The organism is Mesorhizobium sp. M2A.F.Ca.ET.043.02.1.1 (assembly GCF_003952405.1).
Taxonomy (GTDB): Bacteria; Pseudomonadota; Alphaproteobacteria; order Rhizobiales; family Rhizobiaceae; genus Mesorhizobium.
This window is the reverse complement of sequence record NZ_CP034445.1, coordinates 4,277,241-4,294,808: the sequence shown is the minus strand read 5'-3', so window position 1 is coordinate 4,294,808 and position 17,568 is coordinate 4,277,241. Positions and strand designations below refer to the sequence as shown.

The 17,568-nt window shown below is 58.8% G+C and carries 16 protein-coding genes and 2 pseudogenes; 7 read left to right on the top strand and 11 right to left on the bottom strand.

Translation table 11 applies throughout. The features are described from left to right. Positions 1-50: 50 nt before the first annotated feature. The 4 genes and pseudogenes from EJ068_RS20435 to EJ068_RS20415 all read right to left on the bottom strand — a co-directional run. The gene (locus EJ068_RS20435; protein WP_126079513.1) at positions 51-527 is read right to left on the bottom strand and encodes a DUF2269 family protein; all 477 of its coding nucleotides are present in this window, start codon (positions 525-527) and stop codon (positions 51-53) included. Next, complete coding sequence (locus EJ068_RS20430; protein WP_126079514.1) at positions 527-1,813, bottom strand: SDR family oxidoreductase; 1,287 nt, start codon at positions 1,811-1,813, stop codon at positions 527-529. The genes EJ068_RS20435 and EJ068_RS20430 overlap by 1 nt, the downstream gene beginning before the upstream one ends. Before the next feature lie 245 nt (positions 1,814-2,058). After that, a complete protein-coding gene (locus EJ068_RS20425; RefSeq protein ID WP_127249892.1) occupies positions 2,059-2,922 on the bottom strand; it encodes an SIR2 family protein in 864 nt (287 codons plus the stop codon). A gap of 1,062 nt (positions 2,923-3,984) precedes the next feature. Then, positions 3,985-4,529 (bottom strand): annotated as a pseudogene (locus tag EJ068_RS20415) (NADH-quinone oxidoreductase subunit D); the annotation flags it as partial. Between EJ068_RS20415 and EJ068_RS20410 the strand changes: the two are divergent. Then, positions 4,469-5,281 (top strand): MBL fold metallo-hydrolase, encoded by an 813-nt coding sequence (locus EJ068_RS20410; protein WP_245463171.1) that lies wholly within the window; start codon positions 4,469-4,471, stop codon positions 5,279-5,281. The pseudogene EJ068_RS20415 and the gene EJ068_RS20410 sit on opposite strands and share 61 nt — an antisense overlap. A gap of 345 nt (positions 5,282-5,626) precedes the next feature. Here the strand turns inward: EJ068_RS20410 and EJ068_RS20405 are convergent, their stop codons facing one another. Beyond that, the gene (locus tag EJ068_RS20405) at positions 5,627-6,493 is read right to left on the bottom strand and encodes a DUF2243 domain-containing protein (protein WP_245463170.1); all 867 of its coding nucleotides are present in this window, start codon (positions 6,491-6,493) and stop codon (positions 5,627-5,629) included. Positions 6,494-6,842: 349 nt separating this feature from the next. Here EJ068_RS20405 and EJ068_RS20400 point away from each other — a divergent pair. The 4 genes and pseudogenes from EJ068_RS20400 to EJ068_RS33875 form a co-directional block, all read left to right on the top strand. Continuing rightward, positions 6,843-7,886, top strand: a pseudogene (locus EJ068_RS20400) (cbb3-type cytochrome c oxidase subunit I); the annotation flags it as partial. A 22-nt stretch (positions 7,887-7,908) separates the two neighbouring features. Beyond that, positions 7,909-8,235, top strand: coding sequence for a cbb3-type cytochrome c oxidase subunit I (locus tag EJ068_RS33885; RefSeq protein WP_348639316.1), 327 nt, complete (start codon positions 7,909-7,911; stop codon positions 8,233-8,235). After that, positions 8,211-8,450, top strand: a complete 240-nt coding sequence (locus EJ068_RS33880; RefSeq protein ID WP_348639315.1) for a hypothetical protein — start codon at positions 8,211-8,213, stop codon at positions 8,448-8,450. The genes EJ068_RS33885 and EJ068_RS33880 overlap by 25 nt, the downstream gene beginning before the upstream one ends. After that, entirely contained in the window at positions 8,402-8,935 is a 534-nt protein-coding gene (locus EJ068_RS33875; RefSeq protein WP_348639301.1) for a cbb3-type cytochrome c oxidase subunit I, read from the top strand. Before EJ068_RS33880 ends, EJ068_RS33875 begins: the two co-directional genes overlap by 49 nt. A gap of 759 nt (positions 8,936-9,694) precedes the next feature. On the opposite strand, the gene ligD is transcribed toward EJ068_RS33875, so the two are convergent. After that, positions 9,695-11,464: a DNA ligase D gene (ligD, locus tag EJ068_RS20390; protein WP_127249895.1), complete on the bottom strand. Its 1,770-nt coding sequence runs from the start codon at positions 11,462-11,464 to the stop codon at positions 9,695-9,697. 128 nt (positions 11,465-11,592) lie between these two features. Here ligD and EJ068_RS20385 point away from each other — a divergent pair, with 128 nt between their 5' ends. Continuing rightward, positions 11,593-11,781 carry a DUF3606 domain-containing protein gene (locus EJ068_RS20385; RefSeq protein ID WP_126079520.1) on the top strand — a complete coding sequence of 63 codons (189 nt, stop codon included), beginning with the start codon at positions 11,593-11,595 and terminating at the stop codon, positions 11,779-11,781. Continuing rightward, a complete protein-coding gene (locus EJ068_RS20380; protein ID WP_127256691.1) occupies positions 11,778-11,996 on the top strand; it encodes a hypothetical protein in 219 nt (72 codons plus the stop codon). The genes EJ068_RS20385 and EJ068_RS20380 overlap by 4 nt, the downstream gene beginning before the upstream one ends. Positions 11,997-12,674: 678 nt before the next feature. Here the strand turns inward: EJ068_RS20380 and EJ068_RS20375 are convergent. The 5 genes from EJ068_RS20375 to EJ068_RS20355 all read right to left on the bottom strand — a co-directional run bounded on the left by EJ068_RS20375 (position 12,675) and on the right by EJ068_RS20355 (position 17,544). Then, positions 12,675-14,249: a response regulator gene (locus EJ068_RS20375; RefSeq protein ID WP_127249897.1), complete on the bottom strand. Its 1,575-nt coding sequence runs from the start codon at positions 14,247-14,249 to the stop codon at positions 12,675-12,677. Continuing rightward, positions 14,233-14,622, bottom strand: coding sequence for an Hpt domain-containing protein (locus EJ068_RS20370; protein WP_126079523.1), 390 nt, complete (start codon positions 14,620-14,622; stop codon positions 14,233-14,235). The genes EJ068_RS20375 and EJ068_RS20370 overlap by 17 nt, the downstream gene beginning before the upstream one ends. Positions 14,623-14,718: 96 nt before the next feature. After that, entirely contained in the window at positions 14,719-15,579 is an 861-nt protein-coding gene (locus EJ068_RS20365) for a transporter substrate-binding domain-containing protein (RefSeq protein WP_189341884.1), read from the bottom strand. Positions 15,580-15,620: 41 nt separating this feature from the next. Next, entirely contained in the window at positions 15,621-16,460 is an 840-nt protein-coding gene (locus EJ068_RS20360; protein ID WP_189341883.1) for a transporter substrate-binding domain-containing protein, read from the bottom strand. Positions 16,461-16,719: 259 nt separating this feature from the next. Beyond that, a complete protein-coding gene (locus EJ068_RS20355; protein WP_245463481.1) occupies positions 16,720-17,544 on the bottom strand; it encodes a transporter substrate-binding domain-containing protein in 825 nt (274 codons plus the stop codon). Positions 17,545-17,568: the final 24 nt, after the last annotated feature.

The following is a 17,568-nucleotide window of genomic DNA, read 5'->3' as shown; positions in this document are numbered from 1 at the left end:
CGCAAGACACTGTCGTTGCGTGTCCGTATCGCGCAGAGTTCGGGAGCTCGTCAGAACAGCTCGATTGCGGGCCGTGTGATCATGAGCCAATAGATCGCGGCCACGCATGCGAATGCTGGAAACCCGAAAGCGAACCAAAGCCGAAAGAGCTGTTTGTAGCGCTCGGGCGGCGGGATGCCAGCGGATGCGGCTTGCGCAGCGAGATCCCGCATGCGCATCTGCATCCACACCACCGGTAACCAGAACAGCCCGGTGACGACGTAGAGCAGGATCGACAGCACGATCCAGCCCTCGCGGAGCGAGTAGCCAGACTGCCAGGCCAATGCGGCGCCGGTTATCGGTTGCGCGATGACGGCAGTGGCGGTGAACAGGAAATCGGCAATGACGACGATCCGGGCCACGGCGGCGATCGTGGCGGCGCTGCCGGTCCGGTGGGCGAGGAGCATGAAGAACGCAATGCCGGCACCGGTGCCGAGCAGCACGGCAGCGCCGATGAGGTGCAAATATTTCAGCGCAAAGTAGAGCATCAGCGTTCCTCCAGGATCGCCAGCGCGCAGAAGTGCAAGACGAGTATCGGCAGGATTTTCATCAGGGGGCCGAGGGGCTCGTTCCACAGGTCCGGGCGAAGAATTGTTCCAGCAATCGCATAGAAGGATGAAATCGAGATCGCCCCCCAGAGCCCTACCCGGCTGGCCGGACGCCATGCGATCATCGCGCCGACGACCATATCGGCCAACGCGCCTGCGACAACAGCCGGGCCGGCCAAGGGCTCGAAGGCGGTGTTGAGCAGAAGCTCCACTCCGCTGCGCCAACCGGTGGTGAGGGAGATGATACCGGTCGCGATCCAGAAGAACGGCAGAACCACGAAGATTGCCGGCTTCACGAAGTAGAGCCTGGCAAACCAGCGCTCTTGCACGGTGGGAGGGCTGGCGGCCAAGGCGGACGCGAGACTGGACGGCTGGAGCCCGGTTGCAAGCTTCCACGGCTCCAAAGCGCCGGTCGCACCGCGCGCGATTTCCTTGGCGGCGTTGGTGCGTATTGGAGGCCGCCAGCCGAGGAGGCCCGCCACGTCGCCGAGCCGGTAAAGCGTTGCGGCCATCCATCCGGGCAGGACAAACTCCTTCGCTCTGCCCCACCCAAACCATTGGCGGTACCGGGCGACGACTTCGCTCATCGTCAGTGCCTCGGGTCCTGCCAGTTCGAGCGTCAGGCGGAACGGGCCTTGCCTACCGAGCAGGATCGAAACAGTGGAGACCACATCGTCAAGTTGGACCACCTGCAGAAGCCCCGTGCCGGGCATTGCTGGAGCCAGCGGCAGGGCCGCGAGGCCTCGAAAAAGGGCGCTTGCGCCGAAGGCGGGCCGACCGAGCACCACCGAGGGCCGCAGGATCAACCAGTTGAGATCACGCTCCATCAACGCATGGTCCCCAGCCAGCTTGCTGGCCGAGAAAGCTGAAGGCTGTTCCCGGTCGACACCGACTGCAGAGAAATGGATAACCCTTCGCACGCCTGCGCGTTCGCAGGCAGCAAAGAGAGCCGAGGCGCCGGTAGCATGAACGTTGCGCGTATTCTCCCGAGCACTGTCCTGAAGCACGCCCGCGCAGTTCACGACAGCGTCGACCCCACGAAGGTGGGGGAGCCAGTCTTCCGCCTCCAATGCCCTCGCCATATCGATGACGACGCTCCGCCCCTGAAAAAGGCCATTTGGTGTGCGGCCACGGACAGCCCGGACGACTTCGTGCCCCTCCGCCGCAAGGCGCGCGCACAATGTCGAGCCAATCAGACCTGAAGCGCCAGTGATCAGAACGATCATCCTTGCTTGATCCATCGCGCTCTCTCCCGTCTCGACCACGTCGCATTCTCCCGGATCTCAGGCGGCGCGGCGATCGCCACTTCGCGAACCGCACTTTCTCAATCCTTCAACTTCGCCTTTCCAACCTGGGGCCTGTCCGTACGCAAAAGCAATCAGAACGTAGGGTTTCGTACGCTGAACCAGCGCACCCGAACTTGCGAACGCGACAAGCTGTTCCACTCGGCGGGTGGGCCACTGTGAACCGGTCAGGGTAGTTCGCCTCCTGACTCCAGCGTCGGTGGGTCGCTTGGGTTCGCCTCGACGAGGGCAGCAAGGCGAGAGAGGAAACCGAGTAGCCCTTTTTCAGGATCATCGTCGTCGCCCGTGACCACTGTGATGCCCCAACGCGCCAGCACCGCCTCCTCGACCGGATCACGGTGCGCCATGAAAATGAAGGAGGGAGGCCGATCCGCCTCGTAGCCCGATCGGCTCCAAGTTTGCCAGAGCCGGTGCAGGAGCAACCGGATGTTCAGGTCGGAAAGGCTGTAGCCAATGAACAAGACCGTGCTGCCCAAGGCGTCCGAACGGAACCTCACGTCGAGCGGCGAGTCGAATGACAGCCGGTCGAGGTAGTCAGTCTCTGTGAGAACCAGGGAGGAATCGTCATCGAAGTCGCCGTGGAATTTCACAATGTAGGGGACATCCCTGCGCGCCTTCGACACGTCCCGCGCATTGGCCACTTTGACGTATTCGACGCCATGTATCTCAAAGGCAACTTCGAGGTTCCGATCGTAGTTCGTGGTATAGATCACCGGGAAGTTCAGCGCGACGATGAGACGGTGCAATTCGGATGTTTCGATCTTGTCGCGGCTAACGGTCCAGTGCCGGTCCATCCAACTGCGAAGCGGTCCGATGCTGCCATGCTTGATGCGGTAATACTCGGCAAGGGTCTGAAAGCGATCACGCTGCCTGCCAAGGTCCACCTCAAGGCCAAGCTCATCCGCCATTCGCTGGATCAGTTCCTCCCAGGAAGGCAGTCCGACACTCATGGAGACGCCCGCCCCGACGAACAGGACGGCGTCCCGTTCTCGAACGGATTTTGCGAGCGGCACAAGAGGATCGCTGGTCATTGCAGACCGAGGAGAGACGAGCGCTGCCCATCACCGAATCGGTGGCCGCCGCAGCAGCGGCGTCGACACCCTGCGCATGCTCCGCAATCATGTCCTGCCATCATCCCTCTTCTCGTTCGATACAAGTTTATCTGCCAAGCGGCCACGCGAGAGCTTCCCCCGACGCCGCTCATCGCTTGTTCCGGTGCTGTAATTGGCGATCGGCGGTAATGCGCTTTATCATCCTAGCTCTCGGAGCTTCCGAGCTTCCTTGACGAGCACGGCAAGGTTGTCCCCATGCCTTTGAATCAGGTCCCGCGCCTGTTGCTCTGTGATGCCGTTCACTGCGGCGAAATAGGCGAGTTGGTCTACATCGCTTGTCGAAATGCGATTTGCATGTCGGACATCGTTGTCAGCGCTGTCACTTCCGCAATTAAATATATTCATACGGGGGCGCATGACGTCCTCGCATAGGCTTGGCGTCCGGGGCTGCTAGAGAATCGGGCTGCACACACAACAAACATGATCCCGGTTCGCCATCTGGGCTTGGGCCGCGAAATTCTGTTTGTCTGCCGCAAGCTCATAGCTGGCAGCTCTCCACTGCAACGCGACCGAACAACGGCCGAGAGACATTGTTCCAGTCGACGATCTTGTTTGATTGCCCGGCCTTGCCGAAACAGGCCCGCGAGCTTGTTAAGAGCCGGTCAGTCCACTTCGGAAGCACGCATACGCCGAAACTTGCCAAGCCATGGCGCCAACTGGCATCGCCTGGCTTACCTAATGAAGCCCAGAACACTCGTGAGCGCTTCACTCAATTGAGATGTCGCAACATGGATCCTGTGCAGCCATCTAACGCTAATTCTGGCGGGGCGGGTTGCTTTCTCCGCAATCGCAGCCTGGAGTGTTAGGACAACTAGATCGTCGACGGCCGCTTCCGAACCCCCTCGGTATAGAGCAGCCTGTTTGGGCAAGGAGCCAAGCAAACGAACAACGTTCAAGCGGGAAATTTCACAGGGTGCCATGCTGGTGATCTTACCAGCTCAGGGAGAGGCCGCGATTGGCCTCGCCCTGTCGGACTGGAGACTATCTATCGACATCTCCCAGCACGATATCGATAGATCCCAGGACAGCCGTAACGTCGGCAAGCAAGTGACCGCGGCACAGCAGATCCATCGCCTGCAGGTGCGCGAAGCTCGGCGCTCGCAGCTTGCAGCGGTAAGGCTTGTTGGTGCCGTCCGCCACCAGATAGACCCCGAACTCGCCTTTGGGTCCTTCGACCGCTGCATAGACCTCCCCCGCGGGCACGCGAAAACCTTCCGTGAAGAGTTTGCAATGATGGATCAGCGCTTCCATCGAACGCTTCATCGCAGCACGCTTGGGCGGCACGATCTTTCGGTCCGGATTGGAGATGGGGCCAGGCCCCTCCTTCACCAGCAGTTCGATACACTGGCGCATTATTTCGCCGACTGGCGCATCTCTTCCATGCGCACGAGATACCGGTCGTAGCAGTCGCCGTTCTTGCCCACCGGAATGTCGAAGTTCATTTCGGAGTAGCATTCATAGGGTTGTGCTTTGCGCAAATCCCACGCTGCGCCCGAGCCGCGCACCATCACGCCTGAGAAGCCCCATCCCAGGCATCCTTTCAGAGAAATACGGGATTGCCAACGTCGAGGAGCAGCATCGTCAGCGTTGCGCAGTCACGTTTCGGCCCAGACCACCGTCTGCGATCATTCTGACGCATGGCCATTTCGATCATGTCGGCACCGTGCTGGAATTGGCCAAGATGTGGGACGTGCCGGTCTATGCCCACCCGGATGAGCATCCATACCTGGACGGGACCGCATCCTATCCTCCACCCGATCCTTGGGTTGGTGGCGGCCTGATGGCGTTGCTTTCGCCACTTTTCCCGTGTGGCCCGATCGATCTCGATACCCGGCTTAGACCCTTGCCTAAGGGTGCGTCGGTGCCAGGCATGCCGGGTTGGCAGTGGCTGCACACGCCCGGGCACGCCCCAGGTCACATCTCACTGTGGCGCGAAGCCGACCGTGCACTGATTGCCGGCGACGCCTTCATAACAACAGGCCAGGAATCGGCCTACGAAGTCGCCGTGCAGCAGCTCGAAATGCACGGCCCGCCACGCTATTTCACGCCCGACTGGGAAGCCGCCGAGGGCTCGGTCCGCGAACTGGCCGCTTTGAAACCGGAACTGGTGATCAGTGGCCATGGAGGCGCGGCGGCTGGCGCGGGAATGCGCCAGGGTCTCGATCGGCTCGCGAAGCGGTTCGACCAATTCGCGGTGCCCGCAGGTTCGAAATATGTCCGCAAGCCAGCGACGGTTAGAAACGGCCGCGCCTACCAGATGCCGCACAGGACTGGCTGACGAAACCAGCATTGATACTCAGGGTTGCCCTCCAAAAGCCCGAACACAGCCGAGGAACCTTTCAGAGACCGCCGGGTTCTGCGCATCTCAGGGATCAGGTTTTGCCGGAATACCATGCAGCGAAGCAAGCGCTCGGAACAGGTTGCAAGCGTTGTGAGACAGCAATTCACAAACGATGGCGGCGCCACTTGCGCGCGCTCCCGGTTTTTCGCTCGGAGGGATGGCTACCCGACCACTTGCGTACAGTCATGGATCGGCTCAAGGCAAGCGAGATGAAGAACCCTAGACGCTGATCATTCGCTTTCCTTGCGAATTGAAGTAGCGGACCTTGGCCCTCCACCCCGTTCAGACCTTGAAACTTGACCAGGCCAAGCAGCCGCCGACCAACGGCGATGTGCTGACGACAAGGGCCCCGTTGGCATGCAGACTGAAGAGTCCTCCCCATGAGACCGGCCCAACGACCCATATAGATCCGTCAGAGCTGTTCCATCTTGTGCTCGTACCCGCTCTGAGAATCGCCTGCATCATGGAAGCCGGGTTCATCCCGTTCTGGAATACTACTATCACTTCGGAGTTCCGAGTGAAGCTTGGTCCCACCGCTGCCGCCAGCCCTGACAGTAAGACAATGCTCATCAAGGCGGCGCCCATGCCTCCACTGGCTGCTCCGCTCCGGCTCGGGAATGCCCAGGCGAGCAGCAAAGGCAAGAGGCCAAAGATAACGAGCCACCCGATGTCCCAGGCAAGCGGAGCATCACTATTCATCTTAATCCGATGCAGCCCGAGCAGCCAGTGGAATACAACCGCGTCGGCAACGTGCCACATGCCAAACCCGACCAGCGAAAGCCGCAGAATCTCACTCGTCGTGACGACGCGTGAATTCGTTGCTCGAGCCGCCACCAGCAAGATGGTGGCCAATACAAGCAACAGGTACATCACCAGATGAAAAAGGCCGTCGCTCATTACCTGGAACCGCAGGTCGGATCCGGGGGAGAAGGCTGAAAGCAAGTGATGCCACTGCAAGATCTGGTGCAGCACAATGCCATCGAAAAAACCCGCCAGCGCGAAGCCGACCAGCAGCCAACCGCAAAGCGCTTGGCGATTCACATCATGACGCGAGCGATTAACGGCATCATGGACTGACATCAGGTCCTCGCACGTCCGTGCCGCGGATCGGCACATATGGTCCCTTCTCAGCAGGGCCATGAAGGCCATGACGGGCCTCCAGCCAGAACACGAAAATCAATCCCCCGGCGATGGCCAAAAGCACCAGTAGGGCTGCAAACATCTCCAACATAGGCGTCGCTCCAGTCGGAACCGAACAGACCGTTCGTTCGGTTGTTCCAGCGGCCGAAAAATTTACCTTCCGTCAGCCGGGAACAATGCTCCGATTGCCCGGTTCGGTGCGCCTGGCGCGTGCACAACTCGCTGCCAGTCATCCGGCTGAAGATCGAGAGTTGCCATGTCCCCCACCGAGACAAGTGCAGAACTTCATTCTGGAGTCCGCCATCCCACCGGAGCCGCGCGCTGGCTGTTCTCGACCAATCACAAAGACATCGGAACGATGTATCTTGTCTTTGCGATCATCGCGGGCATCGTTGGAATGCTCCTATCGGTGGCGATGCGAATGGAGCTACAGGAGCCCGGAATTCAGATTTTCCCAGGCTTGGCTTCATTCATCTACGGTTATCAGGGCGATTCGGCGATCGACGGCGCCAAGCAACTCTACAACGTGTTCACCACTGCCCATGCGCTGATCATGATCTTTTTCGCCGTCATGCCAGGGCTGATCGGGGGCTTCGGAAACTGGATGATCCCGTTGATGATCGGCGCGCCCGATATGGCGTTCCCGCGGATGAACAACGTTTCGTTCTGGCTTCTTCCACCGGCCTTCCTCCTGCTCCTGTTCTCCATTTTCATGCCCAGTGTGCCTGGCGGCTTCGGCGCTGGAACCGGCTGGTTTCTCTACCCGACCCTGTCAACGTCGGGGCACCCGGGGCCTGCCGTCGACCTTGTTATATTGGCCCTGCACATCGCTGGCGCGTCCTCGATTCTAGGCGCCATCAACTTCATCACCACGATTTCAATATGCGCGCTCCTGGCATGACGCTGCACAGAGCCCTGTTGCCTGGTCGGTTTTGATTACCGGCTTCCTGCTGCTACTCGCTCTACCAGTGTTGGCCGGCGCGCTGACGATGCTGCTGACCGATCGCAATTTCGGCACCGCCTTCTTCGTGCCGGACCAAGGCGGGGACCTAATCCTCTACCAACATCTCTTCTGGTTCTTCGGCCACCCGGAAGTCTACATCATGATCCTTCCGGCCTTTGGCATCGTCAGCCAGGTCATCTCTACTTTTTCCCGCAAGCCGATCTTCGGGTATTTGGGGATGGTTTATGCAATCGTCGCCATAGGTGCGATCGGCTTTGTCGTGTGGGCGCACCATATGTACACGAGCGGGATCGGCCTCGATACCCAGCGCTACTTCACCTTTGCCACGATGGTAATCGCCGTTCCGACGGGCATCAAGGTCTTCTCCTGGATCGCCACCATGTGGGGCGGATCAATACGCTTACAGACGCCGATGCTCTGGCTCTCGGCTTCATCTTCCTTTCACGATTGGTGGTTCAATATGCGCGCTCCTGGCATGACGCTGCACAAGATGCCCCTGTTTGCCTGGTCGGTTTTGATTACCGGCTTCCTGCTGCTACTCGCTCTACCAGTGTTGGCCGGCGCGCTGACGATGCTGCTGACCGATCGCAATTTCGGCACCGCCTTCTTCGTGCCGGACCAAGGCGGGGACCTAATCCTCTACCAACATCTCTTCTGGTTCTTCGGCCACCCGGAAGTCTACATCATGATCCTTCCGGCCTTTGGCATCGTCAGCCAGGTCATCTCTACTTTTCCCGCAAGCCGATCTTCGGGTATTTGGGGATGGTTTATGCAATCGTCGCCATAGGTGCGATCGGCTTTGTCGTGTGGGCGCACCATATGTACCGAGCGGGATCGGCCTCGATACCCAGCGCTACTTCACCTTGCCACGATGGTAATCGCCGTTCCGACGGCATCAAGGTCTTCTCCTGGATCGCCACCATGTGGGCGGATCAATACGCTTACAGACGCCGATGCTCTGGGCTCTCGGCTTCATCTTCCTTTTCACGATTGGTGGCGTAACCGGCGTCCAGCTGGCCAATGCGGGGCTCGATCGCGAGCTGCACGACACCTACTTCGTTGTCGCCCATTTCCATTACATCCTATCGCTCGGCGCGCTCTTCGGTATCTTCGCAGGATGGTACTACTGGTTCCCCAAGATGACCGGATATATGTATAACTCCGTTCTTGCCGGGGTACATTTTTGGACAACGTTCGTTGGCGTCAATCTGGTGTTCTTCCCGCATCACTTCCTCGGCCTAGCAGGGATGCCACGGCGCTACATCGACTACCCTGACGCATTTGCCGGCTGGAACATGGTGTCCTCTTACGGCTCGTACATCTCTGGCGCGAGCGTGCTCTTCTTCCTGGCCTGTGTGATAGAAGCTTTCTCCAGGAGACGCCAAGTTGGCAGCAATCCTTGGGGTCCAGGAGCCACAACGTTGGAATGGATGCTGCCCTCACCCCCTCCGTTCCATCAGTGGGATAGCCTGCCGGTGATCAAATAACCGGCGCCTTTTTCGAAGCCTGAGGACGCCACGGCACTCGCTGCAGAAGATGATCTTGAGCAAATCCCACTGAAGGCAGGGCTGGTTTAGCCCGCACCGCCTGGCCAATGCGGCGACGTCGAGTACCGCCCTGCGCTTGCATTTGAGGCAGTGGACGCATAGGCCTGTGCCGCCGCAACTTGCCGCCGAGCGTGGCTTCTGTGAATGGATATTCTTTGCCCATGGCGATCTCCACAAAGGTCGCACCCACCCACCTTCTGATAAGGATCAGTCGCCAAGAAGGAAACCGGATCGATTGACCGTCTTCGACCGCTTCTCTTGCTATTTGTGCCCGCGCTTCTTTGCGTCCGTTTTGGTCCGGTTTTGAGTCTCCCGGGCTAAACGCGCTTCCCTCAATCGCGCTGTTTTCTCCGCGCGTTCCTGCCGCTCAACCCGCATGATTTCGTCAGCCGCCCGCCTTGCGCGTTCATCCCGGTCATTATCAACCTGACGGATCATCTCACTCTTCCGGCTCTAAAGATCTGAGGAACAACGCTCCGCGAAGCGGGACGTTCCTGTCTTGGGATGATCAACTTGGATCTCCTCGAACGCTCGCTGGAATACGATAGCTAACTCTAGATCTTATTGTTCGAGGTGTTCGCTTTGAGGAATGCAACGAAGAACTCACTCTCCTCACACGAGCAAGAGTCTCTCAACGTTGACCGGAGGCAACAAAGTGAACTCCCCCAAACGCGCCGTGTGTACCGACCCCATCATAGTCTAAGCTGCTATCCAACAACCGGCTCTAAACGGCCTCGCGACACTGAAAGTGTCCGGCCGGACACCTGCCTCAACCTGCTTCCACGTCACGGGATGCGCGATCGGGTAGCCGAGGCGGGCTCGCGGAGAAAATGCGCCTACGGCAGTGTTGCCTCGGCCGTTGCGGAGGTAATCAAGGAAGATGCGTCCTGCGCGTGCTGATGGATCAGCTGATAGAAGGTACCGCTCGGGGTCGGCGTCCACAAGGCACTGAGCCAGCGATCTGGCTAGTTTCCGCGCGCAATCGTGAGTCATGTTTGGCGGCAGCGGGGCCGTAAGATGGACGCCTTTGCCGCCGGTCACCTTCGGCCAGCTCTCCAAGCCAGCGGCTTCAAAAATCATACGGAGCGACAGCGCGGCCTCCATGACCACATCCCACGGCACGCCTTCGCCGGGATCAAGGTCCAATACGAGCTGGTCAGCGTGTTCGATGTCGTCGATGGTCGCGTTCCATGGATGAAGCTCGACGGCGTCCATTTCGACCAAGCCAAGCAAACCATCGAGGTCATCTACCCAGACCCGGACACCTTCGCCGCCTTCGCGCTTTTTGACTTTTAGCTGGTGCACCGACCGTGGAATCGGGGGCAACGGCCCTTTATGGTAGAACGTGGCACCGTAGGCGTGGCGGACGAGCTTCAGTGGTCGTCGGCCTAGATGAATCAGCGCCCGGTCGGCTACTCGCCGCCAGTATCCCGTCAGCTCGTCCTTGGATGGCGCGACCGCGTCCGGTAGCAACTGAAGAATGTTCTTTCGCGGGACGCCGTGCTTGCTTTCCACCCGGCGCTTGGAAGGAGCCGGAGGCTTGGCCGTAATTGGCTGAAGGTCCTCGCGCAATCCCTTGAACACCGCCTCGCGCAAGATGCCGCGGTCCGTCACACCGCTGAATTGCACCTCTGCCAGCACCTCTGGTCTGACCCACGTTGCCTTGGGTTTCTTGATGGGTGCCGACAACGGCGACTTCTCGATGATCAGCGGGTCCAGCCGCTCCCGAACCCGTTGGGCTGCTTGCAAGGTATAGCCGCTTTGCGCCTTCCCGGCATATAGCAGGCGGTCGCCGTCTCGCCTGCCTATGTAAAGCGAGGCGATGCGGCGCGGCTGAGCCCCGAGCTTCTCAACGAAGGCGACAATCGAGAACGTGTCGCTCTTGATGCACTTCACCTTGAGCCAGCTTGTTTGAACGCCGGAACGGTAGGGAGAGTCGGCTCGCTTCGATACAATGCCCTCCAAGCCCATCCGGCAGGCATGGTCGAACACGTCGCTACCGCCCGCCTCCAAATGCTCGGCATAGGTCAGCGTCGGAGCCGTTTCTTTCAGCCAGCCATGCAGAGCAGCCTTGCGCTCTATGAGAGGCATCTGTCGCAGATCTCGACCGTTGAGGTGCAAAAGGTCGAATGCAAAGAACATGAGCTTTAGCGAGTTCGGGTTTCCCAGCTCCCGTTCGAGGGCTTGAAAGTCCGGCAGCCCGGTGGTGCCGAGGACCACCACCTCGCCATCTAGGATTGCCGACTTGACCGGCAGGTTGGCAGCCGTCTGAATTATGCGCTTGTAGCGGTGAGACCAGTCGTAGCCCCGTCGGGTGAATGCTCGTGCCTCACCGCGCTCGATGACGATCTCTGTTCGATAACCGTCATACTTGATCTCGTGCAGCCAGTCGGAATCGGCGGGAGCTCTCTCGACCAGCGTCGGCGATTGGAACTCGATGAAGGTGAGTTGGCCTTTCCGCTTACTCATGCACTCGGAACTCCCTGAGCTGAGGAAATGGCCGGGAGCTGGTTGCGTTCCTTAGCAGTCGCTGAAGCATCGAGGTGGAACATTTTGCCTATGTCCGCTTTCTCTTTTCGCGAGCGGAGGACAGACACATGGCAGACGACAAAAGCAAAACGGATTTCCGTGACCGGGACCGTGTCTCGGGTGATGAAGAATACGAAGTTGGCTATTTCGCCAGCAAGTTTGGGCTTTCGATCCCTCAAGTGCGCGAGTTGATCGCCAAGCATGGCAACGACCGCGAGACCCTTGAGGCAGAGGCGAAGCGCCTTGGGGTACGATGATGGCTCGCTACCGCGTAGACGAACTCTTCGGCGAAGATGTCGTCTCTACAAATGAGGCTGATGCTGACAACGCACTACAGGCAGTGGAAGATGTAACCGGCAAAGTCATCTCGCCGCGCGCGCTGCAGGAGCACTGGTTCCGCGTAACAGACGAGAGCGGCACAATCCATGAGTTCAGTGTCGATGCCGATCCAGCCAAGGTGTTCAGCAAGTAACCCGCCGCCGCCGGACCTAAACACCGGCCGACCTAACGAGTCATGGTGCATTGCGGCTCCTCGCAAATCGACCGCGCCGGTCGACGTTCTGAAAGGAGAAGCAACCTTCGACGTCTCCGGTCGTGTGACCACGGGATCGGGGCCGCGGCAGGCTTCCAAGCGCAATCAACGGTCTTGGCATTGCTATGATCACCTCTAACTGGTCCGGCTCTGGCGGGGCTATTCGCTGGATCCGGTAGGAGCGCTCGCGGTGCTCCCGGCTGGACCTCGCCCCGCAGAAGGTGCGTTCCTCGAGTTTCGTGAGAATGAACTCAGGGGACCTCGTGGTACTCACGTGTAACGAATTAGCTCAAAACGGAGTTCATCCCGGCATGAATAAACCGTCTGCTTTCGGGAAACGACCAGGAAGGCCTAAACGTCTGAAATCGGGGCGCAAAGCTGCCATTCGCTCAATGTCATCAGACTGAATGTCTGAAACGCGCCCCATGTGGGACGTTGAAGTCACGCTTGCCACCGCCTTATAGCGGACACTGCCGGCGACCACCCTGGAGGTCGCGGTCGCGCCACTTCCCGACTTTTCGCTGGCCCCAGTGATGGTCGCAAGCCGCCTTAGCCGCTCTCGAGAAAAGGCGAGAACACATCTCGGTGGCGTGGTGCCACCCTGCGCCGCTCGCTGGACTATACCGGCATCGGCCGCGATTGTTCCGTGGCTGCCGGTAGTGGGTCAAGGCGCGGGACCAGATCCTCTATTGTATCGTCCAGTAGCGGCGGTTCTTCTTCGGCTTCCTGCTTCGGCTCCACCATGATCAGTCCGACAATGATCAGCGCCAAGGACGCCCAGGTCAGTATTGGTATTGCTTCACCGAGCAACAGCATGCTCCAGCCGATGCCCGCCGCTGTTACGGCATAAGCGCTCTGGCTGGCGAAAACTGCACCTGTTGTCGAGATAAGGACCATAAAGAGCAGCATTGCCAGATTGGCAGCCACGGCCATCAGAACCACGATGACGCCGAGGCGTCCCGTTAACAGATCAAGCGGGATGAAATCATCGTAATAGGCCGCAATCGGGATGAGCAGCGCCACGGAAACGACAAGGGTGATCCCGAACAAAGCGACGCTGTCGATCGCAGCAGGCCTCCGCTCAGCCAAAAATATATCTTCGGTCGCGTAGGTGACGGGGATGACCATCGCAATCGCAATCCAGAGCCAGCTGGCGGTCATGTCCGCCGGCTGACCATAAATCAGAATGATGACGATACCGGCGAGGCCAAGGCCCAATCCGAGGAAACGCTTAACATTTGGCGCCTCGGTCCGCATAACCGCCGCGAACAGAAAAACGACGAAACCCTCAAGGACAATGACGATAGAGACAATGAAGGCGGGAAGCCTGCTGGCCATCCAGTAAACCAGCACCTGATTTATCACGGAGCTGATAAGCGAGAGGAGCAGGATGAAGATCCAGTCAGTGCGTGTGAGGCCCTTCAAATTCGGCATGGTCTTGCGGTTCACGCTGATGCCGATGCAGACGGCAGCGCCGATAGTATCGATGAGCAAGGCCAATCCCACTGGATGCGCCTCAATGATCGAGGCCATCTTCGAGAGCGGCACGACTAGGCCCCACAGGCCGCCGCACGCCAACAGCAGCAGGCCCCCACGGAAGGTGCGGATGTTCTGTCGCAACTTGCGTTCGCGCTCGTAAACCTTCTGGGCCATCGTCGAAAACACAGTGGCGAGCTTGCCCAGACCATCCGTCCGGCTTGCCACGTCCTGGATGCCCAGCTTTGAGGGGTTGAACCGCCCTGACTCCAGGGTCGCAGCTGCCCTTGTCAACTTGGTGACTTGGCGCAGATACTCCTTCTCGATGTCGCGAAGCCTCTTCTTTTCGATGCAGGTAGCAACCCGCGCCTTGAGAAGGGCGAGTTCGAAGTCCTTGGGCAAGAAGTCCTCGGCGCCGAGCTCGATGGCATGGACGACGCTGTTCATCTCCTCGTCGAGCGCGGAAATGACGATGACCGGCAGGTCCCGTGTCTTAGCTGACGACTTCAGCCTTTTGAGCACCTCGAAGCCGTCCATTTCCGGCATCATGATATCAAGCAGTACGAGGTCGAACGGAGCGCCAGCGGTCTGATCGAGAGCGGCCGCACCGCTCTCCACTGCCACCGCTTCGTGACCGAGGGTCTCGACCGCTTTCTTCAGCTTGATCCTCACCATCGCGGAGTCGTCGACAACGAGAATCCTACCGAAGCTGCTCATAACTATCCCCAAGGTGAAAAATGTCTTGAAGCTCCGCCACCGCCGAGTTGAAAGCGCGTCTCGCGTTCTCGATATCTACCACGTCGGGCGGCTCACCCTTCGCGCATCGGGCTTCGATACCGGCGCAGACTTCGGCTAGCTCGGTTGCTCCCATGTCTCTTGCATTGGATTTCATGGAGTGCGCGGCCCGGCGCGTCGCGGGCAAATCGGAGGTCGACCCGGATTTTGCCAGGGTCTCCATGATCGACGGTCCCTCGTCGAGGAACGAGCTGACGAGTTCGACCACGTCGGATTCTTCGCCACCGACGAGTTCCCGCAGCTTGTCCAGTGCTCGCCTGTCGATTGCCAAAACATCCCCGAAGCGCAGCGCCACTTGTAAAGTTGATGCGGGCGCTTGCGGGGTGAGTCTGGTATGACCCTCGCCCGATTGTCAACGGGCCCGTACTGCCTCGCAATCACCCCAACTCCACTATTCGTGGGAAGTGAGATCGAAATCGTACCACTTCATGGAGATTGTTTTCAGGGTTCCATCGGCATGCATTTCGTCAACGGTCTTCTTGATGAGTGCCGCGAACTCATTGTCGCCCGGCAAGATCGCCACGCCATGGGGCACGCGATAGAGCGGCTGGCCGACTATCTTGAACGGCTTGCCCTCCTTGATAAGCGCCATGACTGCCGGGAGGAGATTAACCAACCCGTCGATCTCGGCTCCGTCGCCCTTCTCCAAGGCGGCGTACACGTCCTCTTCATGTTCATATGAAACGATCACCGGATCGTCGATTTTGTAGATGAAATCAGGGACTCCAACGATCCCAGGCGGCACCTTCTTCAGGTAGTTCTCGTATTGCGAACCGGCCAGCGCCCCTATCCGCTTGCGGCTTGCATCGGCCGGCGTACGGATCGTCGTATTATCCCGATGAACGGCCAGCACGCCGATGCCATAATGATATGTTGCCGGGAAAGCGATGTGCTCGGCGCGTTTCTTGGTCGGTGTCATCCCGCCAACGACAATGTCGTATTTCCCCTGCCAATTCCCCGAGACCTGTTCATCCCACGTTATGATGGAACCATCCGGGTTGGTCACGTATTCGACCTTGACTCCCATCCGCCGTGCGACCTCACGCAATACCTCGACGTCGAACCCGTCATATTCGCCCTTCTCGTTCTTGATGACCTGTGGCGGCCAGATGTCCGGGGCTGGAGAACGCAGGATTCCGGTCGACCGGATGTGGTCGAGCACCTCACCTGCCAGGCTGTGGTCCGCAAGTGGAACCGATAAGGCCGCCCAGGCAATTGCGATGGCAATAAGAAGGCGCTTCACAGGATGCATTCTCACCTCCATCGTAGAAGTATTCGGCAAACCCTAGCCGTTCAGGGAGTTATCATATCGTATTGATACCACTTCAGTGAAAGTTCCATCAGAGTACCGTCGGAGCGCATTTCATCGATAGTCTTCTTCACCAGCGTGCCAAATTCCTCGTCGCCCGGCACAATGGCGATACATGAGGGTGCTCTATACAACGGTTGGCCGACAATTTTTATGGGCCTTCCCTGCTTGATTAACTCAAGAATGACTGGAAGGGTGTTTATCGTACCATCTATCTTCCCGTCCGAGACAGCGTCATACGCGCCTTCCTCGTGATCAAACTCGACGATTACAGGATCGCCTATTGGGTACGTGATCGGCGGCATTCCAAGAATACCGAAGTCTTCTCTCTCCAAGTACTTTTCGTGAACCGAAGCCTTCAGCACGCCAATCCGCTTTCCACTGGCATCGGCCGGGGTCTTGATTTGGCTGTTGCTCTGATTGACAGCAAGGACACCCATTCCATACCGGTAAATGGCAGGAAACGAGAGATGTTCGGCTCGCTCTGCAGTAGGCGACATGCCACCTACGACTATGTCGTACTTGCCCTGCCACTGGCCGGAGGTTTGCTCCTTCCACGTGATGACGGAGCCGTCTGAGTTTTTGACGTATTCGACTTTGGCACCTATGCGGCGGCCGATCTCTCGCAATACCTCCACATCATACCCGTCGATTTCACCATTTGGCTGCTGGATGACGGCCGGAGGCCAGATGTCTGGAAACGGAGCGCGGAGAATCCCCGTTGCTCGGATGCGGTCAAGTGCCTCACCCGCCACGCTGAACCCTGCGAGTGGAACCGACAAAACCGCCCAAGCAATGGCGACTGCAACGAGAAACCGTGTCACTGGGTTCACCCCCCCCTGGAGTATTTATGCACCGGGTCTGCGAGGTAGGTCGGCCTCGGCTACCGCCCCGGTCAAGGCAATCACCTTTTGGAATCCTCTAGCAATCGTATCGCATCGGCCGTAATTTAGCGATAGCGCATATTCGCTCGGCACGCATGTCGAGCATCCACGGGGCAGGCCAACACGGCCCTCGGCCTCTTGAGCAAATGTCGAGAATGTCTGACGAGCAATCGCCGTCGGCGGCGCTGATGAGCGCGGCTCATCGCGCCGTCGTGTCAATTCCGAACCACTTCAGAGAAATGGACTCAAGCATTCCATCCTCCCGAAGTCGATCGATGGCTCCCTTCAGTTCGGCAGCGAACTCTGGATCGCCCTTCTCAATGGCGATTGCGGTCGGCGTATAGAGCAGCGGCTGACCGATAATCTTGATCGGACGACCCCTGCCGATCTCACTCATGAGTGTGGACAGCGAGTCCACAATGCCATCCAGTTCTACACCATTGCCCTTTGCGAGCGACTCGTAGCCACCTTCGCTTGTCTCGAACGGCACGACGACAGGCCGGTCAATCTGATATTTGATCGGCGGAATATCAAGGATATCGAATGGCTCGCGGGTCAGATATTTTTCATATTCGGAGGACCTCACCGCTCCGATTCTCTTCCCGCTCGCGTCGGCAGGCGTTCGAATTGTCGTGTTGTCACGATGTACCGCCAGCGAACCAAGGCCGAAGGCATAAACGGCAGGAAAGTCCAGTTTTTCCGCGCGCTGTTTCGTTGGGGTTACGCTCGGAGAGACGTCCCATGCGCCCTGCCACCTTCCAGATATAACGGCGGAAAATTCCGCCACCTCAAAACGGACTTCGACGCCAAGCCGCCGTGCAACTCCCGTCAGGACGTCGACATCAAATCCATCGAAGCTGCCGTCATCCTTGCGCCAGGAGAAGGGTGGCCACGCCGGATCTACCGCTACCACCAGAACCGCTTTTTGCCTGACTCGATCGAGGACGGGGCCAGCAGAGCCGGGCATTGACAATGCACATAAGAGAAGCAACGAAACCGTTGCAATTGACATCCGCGACAGCATCGACACGATCTCGTTCCTTTTTGA